This is a genomic window from Rubrivirga litoralis (assembly GCF_031846415.1).
Taxonomy (GTDB): Bacteria; Bacteroidota; Rhodothermia; order Rhodothermales; family Rubricoccaceae; genus Rubrivirga; species Rubrivirga litoralis.
In genome coordinates this window covers 14,461-30,621 of record NZ_JAVRHT010000040.1, presented here as the reverse complement: position 1 = coordinate 30,621, position 16,161 = coordinate 14,461, and the positions used below count along the sequence as shown (strand labels likewise).

Sequence of the window (16,161 nt, the reverse complement as noted above, 5' to 3'; positions counted from 1 at the left end):
AAAGCGTCAAGTCTGATGGGTTATGTTGGACGCTCGCTTCCCGTACGCTCATGTCCGCCCGCTACACCGTCCGCCTCTCCGACGACGACCGCGAGGCCCTCCGCCTCTTCGTTAGCCGTGGCACCGCCCCGGCCCGCGCCATCGCTCGCGCCCGCGTGCTCCTCAAGACCGATGCCGACGGCCCCGCCTGGGGCGACGCCCGCGTCGCCGAGGCCCTCGACCTCTGCGCCGCCACCGTGCAGCGCGTCCGCAAGCGGTTCGTCACCGGGGGGCTCGACGCCGCCGTCGAGCGCAAGCGGCCCGACCGCGTCTACGCCCGCGCCCTCGGCGGGCGCGGCGAGGCGGAGTTGACCCGGCTGGCGGGCTCTCCCGCACTTTGTGTGATCGCGGACGGCGTCGCGCTCCGACGGGATCGTTCGGGCAGGCTCACCCGCCCGCCTCTGCATGGCCGCCTCCGTCGTCCCGTTCCGCATCCCCGGCTGCCGCCTCGACGCCGTCCAGGCCGACCCGTCTGACCTCACCGTCGACGCGAGCAGCAAGGCCCGCAGCGCCGTCTGCCCGGGGTGCGGCCACCGCTCGCGGCGCGTCCACGGCCTCTACACCCGCTCGCCGGCGGACCTGCCCGTCAGCGACCGAGCCGTCGGGCTGCGCCTCCGAGTCCGACGGTTCCGCTGCCTGAGCGAGGCCTGTCCGCGACGGACGTTCGCCGAGCCGTTCCCCGATCTCGTCGCCCGCCACGCCCGGCGGACGGACCGCCTGGCCGCGTCGCAGGTCCGCACCGGACTCGCGACGGGGGCCGAGCCGGGCGCACGGCTGCTCCGTGACCTGCGGATGCCGACGAGCCCCGACACCGTCCTCCGGCTCCTCCACCGGCACCCGGTGCCCGAGGCCGAGACGCCCCGCGTGCTCGGCCTCGACGACTGGGCATGGCGCAAGGGCCGCTCGTGGGGCACGATCCTCATCGACCTGGAGACGCGCCGTCCTGTCGATTTGCTACCAGACCGGACGTCGACGGCTGTCTCGGCGTGGCTCCGCGATCACCCCGGCGTCGAGGTCGTCGCACGCGACCGCTCGACCGAGTACGCCCGTGCGGTCTCTGAGGGGGCGCCCGACGCGGCCCAGGTCGCGGACCGGTGGCACCTGCTGCACAATCTCCGCCAGGTGCTCGTCCGGCACCTGACGAGCGTCCGCGGGCGGCTGAGGACGCTTCCAGGAGTAGAGAGCCTTCCGGCATCGGAGTACCAGCCTGGACGACGGACGGCCGCCGAGCGGGCGGCGTCGGCCGCCAGTCGCGACCGGCACCACGCCCGATACGTCGAGGTCCGACGGCTCCACGCCGAGGACGGCCTCAACGCGCTCCAGATCGCCCACGCGCTCCGGATCGACCGCAAGACCGTAGCCAAGTACCTCGCCGCCGACGCGTTCCCTGAGCGCGGACGCCACTCGGTGCCGCCGAGCGTCCTGGCGCCCTATCAGGAGCACCTCAACGCGCGGTGGGCGGAGGGCGAGCGGAGCGCGCTCGTGCTCTACCGCGAGATCGGAGCGCTCGGCTACTCCAGGTCATCGCGCCCGGTCTCGCGCTGGGCGCAGGGCCGCCGGACCGAGCCCCACCCCCGAACGCCCCGCAAGTACCTGACGGGGCTCCGCGAGCCGGTCGAGAGCGCACCGCGCCGCGGACGTCTGCCGTCGACGCGGAAGCTGGCCTGGCTGCTCGTCCGCGACCCTGAAGCGCTCGACGCATCGGAGACGGCCGTGCTCGCCCACGTCCGACAGGACACGGAGGTCGCACGTCTCCACGATCTCGCGCGCTTGTACAACCGGATGGTGCGCGAGAAGCGGCCGGACGACCTCGACGGCTGGCTGGAGGCGAGCCGCACGAGCGGGATCTCCGCGCTGGCGACCTTCTCGGACGGCTTGCGTCGGGACTACGCCGCCGTCCGCGCCGCGCTGGACGAGCCGTGGAGCAGCGGTCAGGCGGAGGGTCAGATCAACCGGCTGAAGATGCTCAAGCGCCAGATGTACGGCCGGGCCGGCTTCGACCTGCTCCGCAAGCGCGTCCTGTGCTCGGCGTGATCACACAAAGTGCGGGAGAGCCGCTACACCGGGTCAGGATCAGATGTCCCCGAGACCAAGTCTGCCCTCAACGGCTATTTCGGGACCGTCAGCGCGTTCTGGAAGCTCGTCAAGGACTACGGATTCCCGGCAGCAGTCAAGAAGCTGACGAGCGCGCAACAGCGGGCGGCGCGCCTGTTCCCGGTCTGGGCGGTCAACAACCTCTCCGTCCGAAACGCCCTCCCCCTCCAGCCCGCCCTCTTCGACCTCGTCGTCATCGACGAGGCGAGCCAGTGCGACCTCGCCTCCGCCGTGCCCTCCTCTACCGGGCCCGCCGGGCCGTCGTGATCGGGGACCCGTACCAGCTCCGCCACATCACGTCCGTCGGCGAGGAAGCGGAAGCTCGGTTCGCCAAGCGGGCAGGGGTCACGGACCTGCTCCCTCGCCTCTCTTACGTTCGGAACTCGACCTACGACGCCGCCGAGGCGGCCCTCTCCGAAGCCGGAGGCCATCGCGTCTTTCTCCGCGAGCACTACCGGTGCCACCCCGAGATCGTGGCGTTCCCTGCGCGTGCCGTCTACAAGGGGCGGGACCAACTCCTCGTGCGGACCACTCCCGAGCAGTACACAGCCCGCATCCCCCCGCCACTCCACGGCCTCGTCTGGCACCACGTCGCTGGCCAGGCCCGTCGCGTCCGGTCGAGTTGGATCAACGATGCCGAGATCGACGCCATCATCCGTCTCCTCACAGAGTGGTCGGCTGCGGGCCACCTCGCCAACACGGACCTCTCGATCGGAATTGTGACGCCGTTCCGACCCCAGGCGGATGCGATCCGCGACCGAGTGCGCCGGCTCGATCTATGGGCTTCCCGCCCGCCCCCAACCGTCGGGGCGGCTCACGCCTTCCAGGGCGACGAGCGAGACGTCATGCTCCTCTCATCCGTCGTCGCATTAGGCATCTGGCCTGGTTCCGCTTCTTGGGTTAGCGGCGAGGTCAATCTGCTCAACGTCGCGGTGACCCGCGCGCGAGCGGGCCTCCACGTGGTCGGCGACGAGGGTGCCTGCCGAGAGACGGGAGGCGCCCTGCGAGACCTCGTAGCGTGTGCGAGGCTTCGCGCCTGCGACGGGGTTGCAAACGGCGTGGGCCCAGACACCTCACTCGCCGTATCAACAGGCTGACAGCCGTCATCCTGTTCCTGGTCATCGCCAATACGCCGGATCGACTGGCGTGAAGCTGACGATCCGGAAGTAGCTCCCGGGCGTGATCCGCCGCTCGCGCCGCCACACGCCATCCCCATCGCGCTGGCTCCCCGCTTGGCCAGACGACGTGTTGCCCTCGACCGTCTCGCCACTCGCGCCGTCCCAGGTCACCGCGAACCCCGCGTGCCCGTACGGTCCGTTTCCCTTCCGCCACACCACGACGGCCCCCGACGGCACTTTCTTCGTGCCCCGGAGCGCCTCGCTCGCCCGGATCGACCGGGCCGTGATGAACCGGGCCGCGAGCCCCGACCGGATCACGCGCCGCCGCCCATCGAGCGGCGCCCGGACGCCCGCCACGTCGAGCACGTAGCTGACATAGGCCGCGCACCACGGATTCCCCGGCCCGAGCCCGACCGACCCGAGGAACCGCTCGACCCGCGGCCCCCGATTGTTCCTGCCCCGCTCGACGGTCCCGAGGTAGGCGAGCGCCGTGTCGAGGTGGGCCGGCCGCGCGCGCACGACCTCGGAGGGACCTCGCTCTGCCCGTCCGCCCGCTGGCGGCGTGCACGAGCAGACGCACCGGCACGCCGCCTCGCCATCTGTCTCCGTCGCAGTGGGCAGCGTAACCGCCGGCTGTGCCGTGGCCACGGTCGCCGCGAGGAGCACCGCCAGCGCGAGGAGCGCGAGCGCGTACGCCACGTTCCCCGCTTTCAGCTCCGCCACCGTGTCGATCTCGTCCAAGACGTACCGGTCGAACGCCCAGAACAGCCCGACGGCCAGGGCGGCTTTCAGGAGACCCGCTGCGAAGCCCGAGAGCTCGATCGGGGTCACGGCCCCGTCGCCCCCGTCGGTGAACGTGGCGTAGACGGCCGTGCCGGTTGCGAGGAGCAGCGCGGTCAAGAACTTCTCGGCCTTCATCGGTCTCAGGGGGTCGAGTGAGAGGTCAGCGGTCGAGCCGGGCCTCAAGGTGGTCCAGCCGGCGCTCGACGTGCTCGATCCGCCGCTCCTGGCTCGCCTGGTCCACGAGCACGCCGCCGAGCGACTCGGCCAGCCGCTCGAGCCGGGCCGTGTTCACGGCGATGTCCTCGGCCACCCCGTCGAGCGTCCGGTTCGCGCTCCACCCGAAGAGCGCGACGAGGAGGGCCACGACGAGGTGGAGCGCGTTCCGGGCGAGCCAGCCCTCGACGGGCGGGGTCTGAGCGTGGGAGTCCATCGGTCCGGTCGGAGACGGCGCCGGCCCCGCTCCCAGTTCGCTCCTGACCAACTCCTACCGGAGGACGGTCGGAACGAGCGAGAGCAAGGCCGGCGCCTCGGGTGAGCCCGGGGTTAGACGAGCGCGCCGGCCTCGTCCGGGACCGGGCCTGCGTCGCCGCCGCCGGCCTGGAACGCGGCCCGCTTCTCGGCGCCCGTCACGACGACGTCGGCCGCGGCGTCGGCGTCGTAGCGGACCGACCCGTGGAAGGCCAGCTTCGGGTCGCCGCCGGCAACGGGCCGGTACGGCACGACGTGGACGGCGTACATGGCCCGGTCGGCGAACGGGACGCCGAGCGCCGCCTGGCCGTCGGCCCGCGTGAGGCCGGTCAGCACGTCCTGCGCCGCGCCGTCCGGCCCGGCCACGACGACCGCAATCGCGTCGTCCGGCTGCCCGCCGGCCACGTCCCACGTCACGAGCGTGTCGCCCGCGCCGTCGTCGGCGAGCGCCGTCGGCTCGGCCGGCGCGAGCCCGCCCCGCGTGAGGAGCATCTGCGCCGCGTCGAACGTGCCGGCCGGCTCGCCGGCCACGGCGTCGGAGCGCATGATGCGGACGTTGGCGCGGACGAACTCGTTGAACGCCGTCGTCGCGTTCCGGCCCGACCGCTCGAACCGGCGCCAGTACGGGCGGACGAACGCGTCCATGAGAGACGAGCCGGCCCGGGTGAGCTGGGCGAACAGGTCGCGCTGGGTCGTTTGCGCGGCGGTCTGGGGGTTGGCGGGCGTCACGCGGGAGCGGATCACGTCCTTCCCGCGCCACTTGGTCATGACGACGGTGCCGACGGCGTTCCGGCCGCCGCCGAGGATGCCTCGATCGAGAATGGCCATGGGTCTGTCTGGGGGGTGAGTCCTCAACCTCGGCGTCGGCTCCGTGGCCGTCCAGGTCGTCTTCCCAACCTCGGGAGCGCCCAGCGACACCGCGAGGTGGGTTAGCCGAAGACACGAGGGGGCGTGGTTGTTACATTTCCTCGGTACCTGAAGCCAAGTACCTAGACTTCGTGACGCACGCCGACCAACTCCTCGACCTCGCCCGCCAGCGAGGCGTCCTCCGCCCGAAGGACCTCGCTCCGCTCGGCATCCCCCGCCAGACCCTCGCCCGTCTCCACCGCCGGGGCGTGCTCGAGCGCGTTGGGCGCGGCCTCTACGTCCTCGCCGACGCCGACGTCTCCGAGTACCACACGCTCGTCGAGGCCGCCCGTCGGGTCCCCCACGGCGTCGTCTGCCTCCTCTCGGCCCTCCGGTTCCACGACTTCACCACGCAGGACCCGTTCGACGTGTGGGTCGCCATCGAGAACAAGGCGTGGCGGCCCGAGCCCGAGGCCATCCCGCTCCGCGTCGTCTACATGTCCGGCCAGGCGTTCGCCCACGGCGTCGAGGCCCACGAGGTCGAGGGCGTCGACGTCAAGGTCTATGGCGCGGCGAAGACCGTCGCCGACTGCTTCAAGTACCGAAGCCGGGTCGGACTCGACGTCGCCATCGAGGCCCTCCGGGACTACCGTCGGAGCGACGGCTTCGATGCGGACGCGCTCTGGCGGGCCGCCCAGGTCTGCCGCGTCTCGACCGTGATTCGCCCCTATCTCGAGGCCGTCGCATGAGTGCAGAGTCGAGCAAGGCCGCGTCCGTCCGCCAACGGCTCCTCAACCGTGCCCGCGCCGAGGGCGGGGGCTTCCAAGCGCTCCTCACCCGCTACGTTCTGGAGCGCTTCCTCTACCGGCTGGGGCAGTCCCCCCACCGCGAGCGGTTCGTCGTTAAGGGCGCGATGCTGTTCGTGCTGTGGGAGGGCGACCTCCACCGGACGACGCGCGACCTCGATCTCCTCGGCTCTGGCCCCAGCGCCATCGCCGACGTGGAACGGGCCGTCCGCGAGGTCCTCACCGTTGAGGTGGAGGACGACGGCGTGACGTTCGACTCCGGTACCGTGCGGGGCGATCTCATCCGGGAGGAGCAGGAGTACGAGGGCGTCCGCGTGAGCGCCGAGGCCCGCGTCGGCAACGCCCGCGTCCGCCTCAAGATCGACGTCGGGTTCGGCGACGCCGTCACGCCCGAGGCGGAGGAGGCCACCTTCCCTACGCTCCTCGACGCCCCGCCGCCCACGCTCCGAGCTTACCCGAAGGAGACCGTCGTCGCCGAGAAGCTCCAGGCGATGGTCGCCCTCGGCATCCTCAACAGCCGGATGAAGGACTTCTACGACGTCTGGCACCTCGCCCGCCACGACGCCTTCGACGGCCCCACGCTCACCGAGGCCGTCCGCGCCACGTTCGAGCGGCGCGGGACCCCCGTCCCCCACGCGGCCCCGCTGGCGCTCACCAACGAGTTCGCCGCCGATACCGGGAAGCAGACGCAGTGGCGCGCGTTCGTGCGTCGCGGCCGGCTGAGCGACGAGGCCACGCTGGCCGAGGTCGTCGGCGTCCTCCGCGTCTTCCTGCTCCCCGTACTCGACGCGGCCCGGCGCGAACCCTCACTCGACGCCCACTGGCCACCCGGCGGCCCATGGCTGAAGGAGGGGTAGAGGGCTACTTCCGGTAGACCACGGTCCGGACCCGCTCCTCGCTGAGGTAGTACGGCCGGCCCTCGTCATCTTCGTGCGGTCCGAGCAACTCGGCCACCGACGCCTCGACGGTCTGGCCCGACTGGCGGAGCATCTCGAACCGGCGTCGGAGCTCGGCGTCGCGGAGCGCGAGCCGGAGCGCCTTCGCCACGCGCGCGTCACCCAGCGCCTCCGCCAGCGCGGCGGCGTCGGGGAGCGTGACGGGCGGGCCGCCCGGAGTGGGGGAAGGGGGCCAAAGTGGGCACAGCGGAAAAATCCGGCAGTGTTTCCGGCAGTGCCCAAACTAGAACCGCCCCTCCTCGGCTTCAATGGCCGAAAAGGGGCGGTCTGTTGTGGAGATGCCGGGAGTCGAACCCGGGTCCGAGAAACGCTACAGTCCGAGCGTCTACACGCGTAGTCGGCGCTTTAAAGGTCTTTGCTTGTCCGGCGTGGCCCGCCGACGGGCTTCCGGTCAAACGCAGGCTGGTTGGTTCTCGTCCGTTCGGCTCAGCCGGAGCCTCCGGGACCAGCTCACTCTAGTCGGTGTCTCGCACAGCGACAGTGAGCACCCACTGTGCGAGACAGCTAGCGGCGTGTTTACGCGGCCAGCGAGTAGGAGTAGTCGTTCGCAGCTACAAGTGCGGTCCGATGGGTGTCACGGGCGTATCGGACACCACCCGGCGCGCAGCTCGCCGCACACGTCTCTCGTCGAAACCAAGTCATCCCCAAGGAACAGCGCCTCGCCGAAGCCAGGCAGAGGGGACAACGTACGACCGAGACTCCTCAGTCTCCACCCCGCCCACTTCACGGCCGCTCCGCCACCGGTGCGACCGCACAGAACGAAGCCGGGCGGACACGCTCACCCGTGCGTGTCCGCCCGACGTGCGCGGACCCGTTTTCGGGCCGCTATGCGCACTGGCATCGCTCTTCAACGTCCCCGCCGTGCTGTGCACGACTCACGGACGTACCGGACCTACGGCAATGCGCATGCCAACCGTTGTCCCCGCTCCATAGTCTCTCCCGCGTTCCCCCTGGGCGCACGGAGGGGCAGAGTTGCGGTGGCGAAGCGTCTCTGATCCTGGACGGCTGTGTGGCCGATCGGAGACGCCCCGCGTCTTCGGTGTGTTAGAGAACGGATTCGCCAGGACGTCCGAACCGGGCGGCGGTAGCTACGTCTCGTATGAAGCCTGCACCGAGTCCCGCGCATTTCGGCGAAAGCCGACGTGCTAGCGTTACTTTGAGGTCTCTGTTCGTGTTCGAACGCCCACCAACTCCCAGTCCCTATGCCCAGCGGACGTAAGCGCAAGCGCCACAAGATCGCCACTCACAAGCGGAAAAAGCGCCTCCGCAAGAACCGGCACAAGAAGAAGGGCCGGTAGCACCCCGGTCGGCGGGCGGTACCGGACGCGTTCGGCTGCGGCCGGCCGCGCCACGGTGCGCCGGCCTCTAGGCCGAGCCGGGCGTCCCACGTGCAGGGGAGGCCTTGCTGCGAGTGCCCCACCCCGCCCCTCCTCGCTCTCCGTCTCCATGAGTCAGCGTAGCCGGTCTGTCCGTGCCGCCGTCTGGGGGTTCCTCGTCGGAGGAACCTCGGGCGTAGCCTTTGGCCTCCTCCTGGCCCCCAACGAGGGGCGCCAGCTCCGTCGTCGCGCGGCCTACCTCCTTGACCGATGGGCCAGCGACCTGGCGGGTCTCGTGGACCGGCTCGACGGCGCCGACGTGCCCACGGACGCCCGCCAGCGGGCCGACGACATCGTGTCCGATGCCCGCAGGCAGGCGGAGAGCCTGCTAAGCGAGGCCGACGCCCTCATCATGCAGGCCCGAAAGGGACGGTCCTCGTAACGTCGAACCCGCCCCGCCCTCACCCCGCCCCCACACGTGCGTTTTTCCATCCTCCTTCCCAGCGCGGAGGGTAAAGAGGCCGGCGGCAACCCGCTCGCGCCCGACATGTTCGACTACCGCTCGTCGAACACGTTCAACTACTTTTCCGAGCTGAACCCCGAAAGGCGCGCGCTGATCGACGCTCTCCAAACGCAGATGGAGGAGGCCACCGAGAAGGAGCTCGGGGCGCTGCTCGGAGTCAAGGGGGATACGCTAGAGGAGGCCGTCGCGATCAACCGGGACATTTACCGGAGCCCGCTCATGGCGGCCGTCGATCGGTACAGCCCGGGCGTGATGTACGCCGCGATGGACTTTGCAGGCCTCCCGACGGGGTCCCAACGTCGCCTGCTGGAGAACGGTGTCATCTTCTCCGGTCTGTTCGGGCTGCTCCGCCCCGACGACCTGATCCCGAACTACCGTCTGCGGATGGACGCCAAGGTGGGCGACCTGGGCAAGGTGGCGTCTTACTGGCGGCCGGTGCTCTCGGATCACCTCAACGCGCTCCTCAAGGGGCAGGCGGTCTGGAACCTCCTCTCCGGCACGCACGAGGCGGCATGGGACGACGCGGGGACGTACGCCCGGATGATCCGGCTCAAGTTCTACCGCGAAGACGAGAGCGGCGAGCGGACCGCCGTCTCCCACGGCGTCAAAGAGCTGCGCGGCGCCCTCGTCGCGTTCATCGTCAACGAGACGGCCGACGGCGTCGAAGCCCTCGAAGAGTGGGAGGCGCCGGACGGATACGAGGTAGACCACGACGGGTCCGAGATCGACGAGTCTGGGGGCGGGACCGTCGTCATGGTGTCGAGCCCGGGGTGGGAGGCCCGGCGGAAGGCCCGGCGGAAGGCGCGGGCGCAGGAGGAGGCCGAGGCCGCCGCAGCGAAGGCGGCGCGCGAGCGCGACGAGGACGACGACTAGGTCGCCCGTTCCGCCGCCCCGCCCGCTCTACCGCCCCGCCCCTTCCGCCGCCCCGCCCGTGTCCGTCGTCATCGGTATTGCGGGCGGGTCAGGGTCGGGGAAGACGACGGTCCAGCGCCGCGTGATGGAGCGGTTCGGGCCGCGGCGGATCGCGCTGCTCGACCACGACGCGTACTACCACGACCTCGCGCACCTCGAGCCGGACCAGCGGGCGCGGTTCAACTTCGACCACCCGGACGCGCTGGAGTCCGACCTCCTGGTCGACCACCTCGACCGGCTCCTCGCCGGAGAGCCCGTCCAGAAGCCGACGTACAGCTTCGAGACGCACCGGCGGCTGGAGGAGACGGAGACGGTCGAGCCCCGCCCCGTCATCCTGGTCGACGGCATCCTCGTGCTCGCCGAGCCCGCGCTCCGCGTCCGCATGGACGTCAAGCTCTACGTCGACGCGGCCCCCGACGTCCGCCTCATGCGGCGGATCGAGCGGGACCTCCACGAGCGCGGCCGCTCCGTCGAGTCCGTGCTCGACCAGTACCGGCGGACGGTGCGCCCGATGCACCTCGAATTCGTCGAGCCCTCAAAGCGCCACGCCGACGTCATCATCCCGCGCGGCGGCCGCAACGAGGTAGCCATCGACATGGTCCTCGCGCGCGTCCAGTCGCTCCTGGACCTCGACCACTAGCCGCCCCGCCCGGGCAGCCTACTGGGGCGGGGCGGTCAAGAGGCGCACGCCGTCGAGCACGAGGTGGGGTTCGACGCGGTCGACGCCCGGCACGCGCTCGGCCATCCACGGCCCCCACCCGCCGGTCACGACGAGGGCGGGGCGGGCGCCAAGCGCCTCGGCCGTCTGGCGCAGGAGCCGCTCCACCCCGCCCACGAGCGCCGCCGTGAGTCCGGCCTGGATCGACTCGGCCGTCGACGCGCCGACGGGCTCGGGCGGGGCGGCCCATGCAATGTCCGGGAGCTGGCCCGTGCCGCGGGCGAGCGAGCGGCGCAGGAGGTCGGGGCCGGGGAGGATGGCGCCGCCCAGGTAGGCCGGCTCCGCGCTCACGACATCGAGCGTGACGGCGGTGCCGGCGTCGAGCGCCACCACTGGCCGCTGGCCGCCCACGAGCGCCCACGCGGCCGCCGCCGCTGCCAGCCGGTCGGCCCCGAGCGTCGAGGGCGTTTGGTAGGCGAGGCGGAAGGGGAGCGGGAGCGCCGCCGACACGACAGCGGGCGGGGCGGACCACGCGGCCTCCGCCGCCTCCGCGAGCGCGGGCGTCAGGGCGGGGACGACCGAGGCGATCCCGACGGCGGACGCGCAAGGCGACAGGTCCCGGAACCGCCCCGCCCACACCTCGGGCGGGGCACCGTCCGAGGGCCACCGCTCGACGCGGACCCACCGCCCCGCCCACACGCCGGCCTTGACGGACGAGTTGCCGGCGTCGAGGGCGAGGAAGGGGGGGAGAGAGGAAATGGGAACGGAGAACTGGGAATGGGGCAGAGAGAGGGGCGGGGCGGTCCTCATAGTCATGTGTCCGCCACGGCCATCACGTGGGCGGGGTGGTCGGCTCCACGCCCTTCCCGTTCCCATGTCCTGCACGCGCAGCGGGTCTACAGCCTCTGGATGCGGACCGTCTCGATCCGGCTCGGACTCGCCGTCAGAACCGTAAAACGGTGTCCGTCCAACTCGAACACCTCGCGCTCCGGGGGGACGCTCCCGACGTGCGCGAGCAGGTAGCCGGCAACGGTGTCGTAGTCGCCGGCGGGGAGGACGACGCCGGACTCGGCCTCCAGGTCTTCCAACTCAACCCGGCCGTGGACGTGGACCGTCCGCTCGTCAATCCGGCGGACCGGGGCGGCGGCGGCGTCGTGCTCGTCGCGGATGTCGCCGAACAGCTCTTCCAGCAGGTCTTCGATCGTGACCACGCCGGCCGTCCCACCGTACTCGTCGACGGCCACGGCCATCGTGGAGCCGCCCTGGAGAAAGTCGAACAGGAGGTCGCGGGCCGGCTTCGACTCGGGCACCATGCGGGCGGGGCGGAGGATGGCCGCCAGCGAGTCCGGCGCGTGGAACAGGTCGTGCGCGAGGACCACGCCGACGATCCGGTCCACGTTCTCGCGGTAGACGGGGAGCCGGCTAAAGCCCGTCTCGATAAACGTCTGGCGGACGGCCGCGAGGCTCGCCCCTTCCTCGACGGCCACGATCTCGGTCCGCGGCACCATCGAGTCCTTGACGCGGAGGCTGCGGAGCTCGAACACGTTCGAGAGGATCTCCGAGCCCTCCTCGTCCAGGTCGAGCGTGCCCGTCTCGCGGCTCTCGCGGATGACCAGCTCGAAGTCGCGCCGCAGGAACTGCTGGAGCGTGTCGGGCTCGCCGCCGACGAGGCGAACGAGCCCGCCCGAGACCCACCCCGCCAGCTTGATCGGGAGCCAGAACACCCAGTACGTGACCCAGAGCGGGGTGGCGAGCGCGAAGACCACCCCGCCCGCCGGCTGCCGAAGGAGCGACTTCGGGATCACCTCGCCGACGACGAGGACCACGAGCGCCGCGATCACCGTCTGCGTCAGGAGGACGGTCCCGGTCGGGTCGGCCATCCCGAGCGTCCCGGCGAAGAACGCCCGGAGCGGCCCTTCGAGCGCCAAGCTCATGAGCGTCGAGTAGACGACGAGGGCCACGTTGTTGCCTACGAGCGTCGTCGTGAGGAACGTACCGGGGTCGGCCAGGAAGTCCTGGACCACGCGGCCGACCCACCCCGACTGCCGAGCTCGGACCTCGGTCTTGAGCCGGTTCGCCGTCACGAACGCGATCTCCGAGCCGGAGAAGAACGCGCTCAGGAGGAGCATGAGCCCGATGAGCAGGATCTGAGCGGTGGGCGACATAAGGCGTCGGGGCGGGGCGGGGGGCGGGCGCCCCCAGCGCTACCGGCCCTGGAACTGCGGCGTCTCGCGGTTGAGGAACGCGCCCACGCCCTCGGCAAAGTCTTCGGTCGCCGCGCACTGGGCGAAGAGCGCGGCCTCCTGCTGAAGCCCTTGCGGGAGCGGGAGGTCCGCCGCGCGGAGCGCCTGGAGCGTCATGGCCACGGCGACGGGCGCCTTCGAGGCGATCGTGAGCACGAACTGCTTGGCCGTCGGGATAAGCTCCTCAGCCGGCACCACACGGTTGACTAGGCCGATCTCGTACGCCCGCTGCGCCGAGACCCGGTCGCCGGTCAGCAGCATCTCGGTCGCGATGCCGCGGCCGACGAGGCGCGGGAGCCGCTGCGTCCCGCCGTACCCAGCGATGAGCCCGAGCTGCACCTCGGGCTGCCCGAACTGGGCCGTCTCGGAGGCCACCCGGAGGTGGCACGCCATGGCGAGCTCGCACCCGCCGCCCAGCGCGAACCCGTTGACGGCGGCCACGACTGGCTTCGGCGTGCTCTCGATGCCGCTGAACACGGCCTGCCCGCGCGCGGCGAAGCGGTGGGCGTCGAGCGGCTCCATGCCTGCGAACTCGCCGATGTCGGCGCCGGCCGCGAACGCCTTCTCGCCCGCCCCCGTAATCACGACGCCGCGGACGCTGTCCTGGCGCGCGAGGCGGAGCGCCTTGCTCAGTTCGGCCACGAGTTGCTGGCTGAGCGCGTTGAGCGCGTCCGGCCGGTCGAGCGTGATCGTGAGCACGCCGTCGGCGTCCGTCTCGGTCTGGAGGGTCTGAAAGTCGGGCACGGTTGAGAGATGGGTGACGGGTACAGGGTGACGAATCCTTCCGGTTCGGGGTCGCGCTGAGTGCGGCCGCCCCGCCCGTGGACGGCGGCGGAGAGGTTACGGACACCGCCCCGCCCTGGGGGGGCGCAGCGGTCTCCGGGCACGTGGTCATCGCCGGGCGGGGCGGGGCGGTCGAGCTGGCCACCCCGCCCGTCTCCCGTCTACCGCTCGCGCGAGCGGCGGCGTTCGGACGTGGGCGGCGGCTCGGAGAGGCTGTCAATGTCGTCGAGGAGGCCGGCGTCGATCCGGCCGACCTTGCCGGCCGGCGAGGCGTCGAACGCCTCCAGGTCCAGCTCCGTCAGGCCGCTCGTCCCGAGCGAGTCTTCGATGGCCTCCATCGAGAGCTGCGTCTCCTCGACCTCCGACATCAGCGTGTCAAGCTGGAACGAGACCTCCTCCGGGTTCTGCATCGTCAGCGACTGCTCGTAGACGTAGCGCGTCACGTCCTCGATGGTCTCGAGCTGGGCCTCGATGATGGCCAGGTTCTCGCCGGCCTTCTTGAATCGGTCGAGCCGCTTTTCCAGGATCACGAGCCGCCGCTCCTTGATGGCACGCACGCGGGGCGGGTCGCCCTGCATCTCGTGGCGGAGCCCGGAGATGGCGTCGACGATGTCGGCCTCGCCGGTCCGCCGGGCAAACTGGACGTAGCGCTCCTTGAGCTGGAGCAGGTTGAGGTGGGCGTCCAACAACCCGTCGAGCTTCTGGAGGTGGGCGTCGAGGAGCCCCTGGCTGGAGTACGGGAGCTTGGCGTAGTTGTCCTTGATCGCCTTCTCCATGTTGCGGAACCGGACGTACCGCTTCTGGTCGTCCTTGGCGAGCGTGCGGAACACGTCGCGGTCGCGGGGCTCCTTCCGGCGCTCCCCGATCTTCCGCGCGCGGACGGCCCGCCGGTAGCGGTCGTTGCGGGGGACGGTCCCCAGGTACAGCAGCTCGGCCGCCGCCGCGAACACGAGGAGCACGTTCGCCGTCACCCCGCCCGCGAGGAGCGCGACGACGAGGGCGAGGATCAAGAAGCCCAGGTTGACCGGGCTCATGAACGCCTCCTTCGTAAAGTTGATCGGCTCGTCGGGCATCGGGCTGTTACGTGTCTCGTGTTCCGTGTGTGGCGTCCGCTAGGAGAGACGCAACACGGAACACGCAACTAGGATTTTGAGCGGCCGATGGTCTTGCCGTCGCGGTCGGTCGGCGGCGGGTCGCCCGCGAGCGGGGCGCGCCCGATCGTCTTGTCCGCCCCGCCCCGCCCCGCGTCGTCAGGCGGGATGGGCTCGCCGGTCGGGCCGGCGGGGTGGGCCGGGCGCTGGCCGTGCGACTCGTTCGGGTCGGTGACGAACGGGCTGTCCGGGTTCCGGGCGGGGTCGATGGCCAGGTTGGGCGTGGGCTCGTCGGGGAGCGCCCCGCCCATGGCCGCCTTCATCTGCTTGACGAGCGCCTCGGCTTCGGCCTTGGCGAGGTCGTCGCGGTCGAGGTCCTCGACGTTGCCGGTCTGCGGGGCCTGCCCTTCGAGGGCCAGCTCGAGCCGCGCCTCCTGCTGGGCCGACTCGCGGAGCATCTCCTGCGTCAGCCGGTCGGTCTCGTCGGCGACGTCGGAGTTCTGGATCTCGTTGAGAGCGTCGGCCGTGGACTTTTTGCTCTGGAGCCCGCGGTAGGTCTGCTTGAGGTCGCGGAGCTTGCGGAGGTGGGCCTTCTCCTCGGCCTTCAGCCGCTCGAACTCTTCGGGGGACATGGTGGGGGAGGGATGGGGGATACGAGGGACAAAGGGATGAGCAGAGGGGGAGCGGGGCGGGGCGGTCGAGGGCAACGTTTGCCTATCCCTCCATTCCCTATCCCTACGATCCCTCTTGCTACTCCGTCCGCGTCCGGTCGCGGCCGGCGGTGCGCTCGGCCGGGGCGGGCTCGTCGGGGATCTGGAGGGCCGGGGCGGGCGCGGACTCGCGGGCGGGCGATTCAGACACGCCCATCTCCAGCTTGAACTGCTTGACGAGCTCGGCGCCCTGGAGCTCCTGCGCGTCCTCCTCGATCTGCATGGCCTCGGTGTCGACCGAGTCGAGGGCCATCTCCATGCGCGCCTCGTTCTTGGCCGACTGCTCGTTCACGCGCCGGATCATCTCGGAGTGCGTCTGGTCGACGCCGGCGACCTCGAACTGCTCGAGCGTGTCGGCGATCTTCGCCTGCCACTTGGCCCGCTCGTGCGTGCGGAGGGCCTCCTTGGCCTCGGAGATCTTCTTTTCGCGCTCGCGCATGAACGCCTTCTTGACCTGGAGCGATTTCTCGTAGGCCTGCTCGGCGAACTCGAGCTGCTCGCCGGTCCGCGCCTGGGCCTCCTTGGTCGACTGGAGCTGGACGGCGTAACGCTGCGCGATGTCGTCGCGGCCGGCGTTGATGGCGGCCTTGATCTTGTTCGTCAGCGCCTGCTGCTCGGCCGTGTACTTCCGGTGCTCCTTCTGGAGCAGCATCGCATTCGCCTTCACGGTCGCGATGTTCTCGTTCATCTTGGGGACCTGGTCGTTCAGCTCCCGGATGTTCTGCTCCAGGATCAGCCGGGGGTCCTCCATCGCGGAGACGGCCCCGCCGAACATGGACTTGATGAGACGGGTGAAACGCTTCCACATAGCGGCG

The 16,161-nt window shown here is 71.0% G+C and carries 19 protein-coding genes and 1 other RNA gene; 9 read left to right on the top strand and 11 right to left on the bottom strand.

Annotated features, from left to right (window positions below; all coding sequences use genetic code 11):
* Nucleotides 1–50: 50 nt before the first annotated feature.
* The 4 genes from RM540_RS14020 to RM540_RS14005 are packed head-to-tail and all read left to right on the top strand — an operon-like array spanning nucleotide 51 to nucleotide 3,230.
* A complete protein-coding gene (locus RM540_RS14020; RefSeq protein WP_311665194.1) occupies nucleotides 51–515 on the top strand; it encodes a helix-turn-helix domain-containing protein in 465 nt (154 codons plus the stop codon).
* A complete protein-coding gene (locus RM540_RS14015; protein ID WP_311665192.1) occupies nucleotides 445–2,073 on the top strand; it encodes an ISL3 family transposase in 1,629 nt (542 codons plus the stop codon). Before RM540_RS14020 ends, RM540_RS14015 begins: the two co-directional genes overlap by 71 nt.
* Nucleotides 2,074–2,082: 9 nt before the next feature.
* A complete protein-coding gene (locus RM540_RS14010; RefSeq protein ID WP_311665191.1) occupies nucleotides 2,083–2,400 on the top strand; it encodes a hypothetical protein in 318 nt (105 codons plus the stop codon).
* Entirely contained in the window at nucleotides 2,397–3,230 is an 834-nt protein-coding gene (locus RM540_RS14005) for a DEAD/DEAH box helicase (protein ID WP_311665188.1), read from the top strand. The genes RM540_RS14010 and RM540_RS14005 overlap by 4 nt, the downstream gene beginning before the upstream one ends.
* A gap of 21 nt (nucleotides 3,231–3,251) precedes the next feature.
* On the opposite strand, the gene RM540_RS14000 is transcribed toward RM540_RS14005, so the two are convergent.
* The 3 genes from RM540_RS14000 to RM540_RS13990 all read right to left on the bottom strand — a co-directional run bounded on the left by RM540_RS14000 (nucleotide 3,252) and on the right by RM540_RS13990 (nucleotide 5,330).
* A complete protein-coding gene (locus RM540_RS14000) occupies nucleotides 3,252–4,169 on the bottom strand; it encodes a CHAP domain-containing protein (protein WP_311665186.1) in 918 nt (305 codons plus the stop codon).
* A 25-nt stretch (nucleotides 4,170–4,194) separates the two neighbouring features.
* Complete coding sequence (locus RM540_RS13995; protein ID WP_311665183.1) at nucleotides 4,195–4,464, bottom strand: hypothetical protein; 270 nt, start codon at nucleotides 4,462–4,464, stop codon at nucleotides 4,195–4,197.
* Nucleotides 4,465–4,577: 113 nt separating this feature from the next.
* Nucleotides 4,578–5,330: a DUF6266 family protein gene (locus RM540_RS13990; protein ID WP_311665181.1), complete on the bottom strand. Its 753-nt coding sequence runs from the start codon at nucleotides 5,328–5,330 to the stop codon at nucleotides 4,578–4,580.
* A gap of 170 nt (nucleotides 5,331–5,500) precedes the next feature.
* Here RM540_RS13990 and RM540_RS13985 point away from each other — a divergent pair, with 170 nt between their 5' ends.
* Both RM540_RS13985 and RM540_RS13980 read left to right on the top strand, forming a co-directional pair.
* A complete protein-coding gene (locus tag RM540_RS13985; protein ID WP_311665179.1) occupies nucleotides 5,501–6,097 on the top strand; it encodes a type IV toxin-antitoxin system AbiEi family antitoxin domain-containing protein in 597 nt (198 codons plus the stop codon).
* Nucleotides 6,094–7,011, top strand: a complete 918-nt coding sequence (locus RM540_RS13980) for a nucleotidyl transferase AbiEii/AbiGii toxin family protein (RefSeq protein WP_311665177.1) — start codon at nucleotides 6,094–6,096, stop codon at nucleotides 7,009–7,011. Before RM540_RS13985 ends, RM540_RS13980 begins: the two co-directional genes overlap by 4 nt.
* A 4-nt stretch (nucleotides 7,012–7,015) precedes the next feature.
* Here RM540_RS13980 and RM540_RS13975 read toward each other — a convergent pair whose 3' ends face one another.
* Entirely contained in the window at nucleotides 7,016–7,201 is a 186-nt protein-coding gene (locus tag RM540_RS13975; RefSeq protein ID WP_311665175.1) for a hypothetical protein, read from the bottom strand.
* Between the two features lie 179 nt (nucleotides 7,202–7,380).
* Nucleotides 7,381–7,756: a transfer-messenger RNA gene (gene ssrA, locus RM540_RS13970) on the bottom strand.
* An 800-nt stretch (nucleotides 7,757–8,556) separates the two neighbouring features.
* Here ssrA and RM540_RS13965 point away from each other — a divergent pair.
* The 3 genes from RM540_RS13965 to udk are packed head-to-tail and all read left to right on the top strand — an operon-like array spanning nucleotide 8,557 to nucleotide 10,501.
* Entirely contained in the window at nucleotides 8,557–8,868 is a 312-nt protein-coding gene (locus RM540_RS13965) for a YtxH domain-containing protein (protein ID WP_311665173.1), read from the top strand.
* 36 nt (nucleotides 8,869–8,904) lie between these two features.
* Nucleotides 8,905–9,822, top strand: coding sequence for a YaaA family protein (locus tag RM540_RS13960; protein WP_311665171.1), 918 nt, complete (start codon nucleotides 8,905–8,907; stop codon nucleotides 9,820–9,822).
* Between the two features lie 58 nt (nucleotides 9,823–9,880).
* Complete coding sequence (udk, locus tag RM540_RS13955) at nucleotides 9,881–10,501, top strand: uridine kinase (protein WP_311665169.1); 621 nt, start codon at nucleotides 9,881–9,883, stop codon at nucleotides 10,499–10,501.
* 18 nt (nucleotides 10,502–10,519) lie between these two features.
* On the opposite strand, the gene RM540_RS13950 is transcribed toward udk, so the two are convergent.
* From RM540_RS13950 to RM540_RS13925, 6 genes are all read right to left on the bottom strand, one after another.
* Nucleotides 10,520–11,329: a type III pantothenate kinase gene (locus RM540_RS13950; protein WP_311665168.1), complete on the bottom strand. Its 810-nt coding sequence runs from the start codon at nucleotides 11,327–11,329 to the stop codon at nucleotides 10,520–10,522.
* Between the two features lie 86 nt (nucleotides 11,330–11,415).
* The gene (locus RM540_RS13945) at nucleotides 11,416–12,684 is read right to left on the bottom strand and encodes a hemolysin family protein (protein ID WP_311665166.1); all 1,269 of its coding nucleotides are present in this window, start codon (nucleotides 12,682–12,684) and stop codon (nucleotides 11,416–11,418) included.
* Between the two features lie 39 nt (nucleotides 12,685–12,723).
* A complete protein-coding gene (locus RM540_RS13940; protein WP_311665164.1) occupies nucleotides 12,724–13,506 on the bottom strand; it encodes an enoyl-CoA hydratase/isomerase family protein in 783 nt (260 codons plus the stop codon).
* Nucleotides 13,507–13,706: 200 nt separating this feature from the next.
* Complete coding sequence (locus RM540_RS13935; RefSeq protein WP_311665162.1) at nucleotides 13,707–14,618, bottom strand: hypothetical protein; 912 nt, start codon at nucleotides 14,616–14,618, stop codon at nucleotides 13,707–13,709.
* A gap of 68 nt (nucleotides 14,619–14,686) precedes the next feature.
* A complete protein-coding gene (locus tag RM540_RS13930; RefSeq protein ID WP_311665160.1) occupies nucleotides 14,687–15,268 on the bottom strand; it encodes a hypothetical protein in 582 nt (193 codons plus the stop codon).
* 118 nt (nucleotides 15,269–15,386) lie between these two features.
* Nucleotides 15,387–16,154, bottom strand: a complete 768-nt coding sequence (locus RM540_RS13925; protein ID WP_311665158.1) for a PspA/IM30 family protein — start codon at nucleotides 16,152–16,154, stop codon at nucleotides 15,387–15,389.
* Nucleotides 16,155–16,161: the final 7 nt, after the last annotated feature.

Coding starts and splice junctions, on each gene's coding strand:
- RM540_RS13930 (WP_311665160.1), bottom strand. CDS start 15,268: ATGTCCCCCGAAGAGTTCGAGCGGCTGAAGGCCGAGGAGAAGGCCCAC.
- RM540_RS13990 (WP_311665181.1), bottom strand. CDS start 5,330: ATGGCCATTCTCGATCGAGGCATCCTCGGCGGCGGCCGGAACGCCGTC.
- RM540_RS14000 (WP_311665186.1), bottom strand. CDS start 4,169: ATGAAGGCCGAGAAGTTCTTGACCGCGCTGCTCCTCGCAACCGGCACG.
- RM540_RS13935 (WP_311665162.1), bottom strand. CDS start 14,618: ATGCCCGACGAGCCGATCAACTTTACGAAGGAGGCGTTCATGAGCCCG.
- RM540_RS13950 (WP_311665168.1), bottom strand. CDS start 11,329: ATGAGGACCGCCCCGCCCCTCTCTCTGCCCCATTCCCAGTTCTCCGTT.
- RM540_RS14015 (WP_311665192.1), top strand. CDS start 445: ATGGCCGCCTCCGTCGTCCCGTTCCGCATCCCCGGCTGCCGCCTCGAC.
- RM540_RS13980 (WP_311665177.1), top strand. CDS start 6,094: ATGAGTGCAGAGTCGAGCAAGGCCGCGTCCGTCCGCCAACGGCTCCTC.
- RM540_RS13925 (WP_311665158.1), bottom strand. CDS start 16,154: ATGTGGAAGCGTTTCACCCGTCTCATCAAGTCCATGTTCGGCGGGGCC.
- RM540_RS14020 (WP_311665194.1), top strand. CDS start 51: ATGTCCGCCCGCTACACCGTCCGCCTCTCCGACGACGACCGCGAGGCC.
- RM540_RS13945 (WP_311665166.1), bottom strand. CDS start 12,684: ATGTCGCCCACCGCTCAGATCCTGCTCATCGGGCTCATGCTCCTCCTG.
- RM540_RS13965 (WP_311665173.1), top strand. CDS start 8,557: ATGAGTCAGCGTAGCCGGTCTGTCCGTGCCGCCGTCTGGGGGTTCCTC.
- RM540_RS13995 (WP_311665183.1), bottom strand. CDS start 4,464: ATGGACTCCCACGCTCAGACCCCGCCCGTCGAGGGCTGGCTCGCCCGG.